Annotated in this window: 1 protein-coding gene; it reads left to right on the forward strand. The window is 46.2% G+C overall.

Features of this window, described 5'->3' with window-relative positions; all coding sequences use genetic code 11:
• The coding region (locus QM865_RS09160; RefSeq protein WP_414306510.1) for a hypothetical protein at positions 1–506 on the forward strand (506 nt) is incomplete at both ends.

A 506-nucleotide genomic window follows, 5' to 3' on the forward strand; every position in this document is an offset into this window, starting at 1 on the left:
CCTGAAGTTCAACCAGCTTTACCAGAAGCTGTAGTAACCAACAAAGGCACACCAGAAGTCCAACCTGAATTACCCGCAGCTGTTGTTACTGAAAAAGGCGAGCCTGCAGTCCAGTCAGATTTACCAGAAGCAGTCGTTACTGACAAAGGCGAACCCGAAGTTCAACCTGCATTGCCAAAAGCAGTTGTAAGCGATAAAGACAAACCAGCAGTTCAACCTACGTTACCTGAATCAGTTGTAACCGATAAAGGCGAGTCTGCAATTCAGCCAGAGTTACCAGAAGCTTTAGTCACGGAAAAAGGTGAAGCCGAAGTTCATCCTGCATTACCTGAAGCTGTTGTTACTGAAAAAGGTGATCCTGAAGTTCAACCAGCTTTACCAGAAGCTGTAGTAACCAACAAAGGCACACCAGAAGTCCAACCTGAATTACCCGCAGCTGTTGTTACTGAAAAAGGCGAGCCTGCAGTCCAGTCAGATTTACCAGAAGCAGTCGTTACTGACAAAGG

Source organism: Streptococcus mitis (assembly GCF_047462815.1).
In the GTDB taxonomy this organism is placed as follows: Bacteria; Bacillota; Bacilli; order Lactobacillales; family Streptococcaceae; genus Streptococcus; species Streptococcus mitis_DO.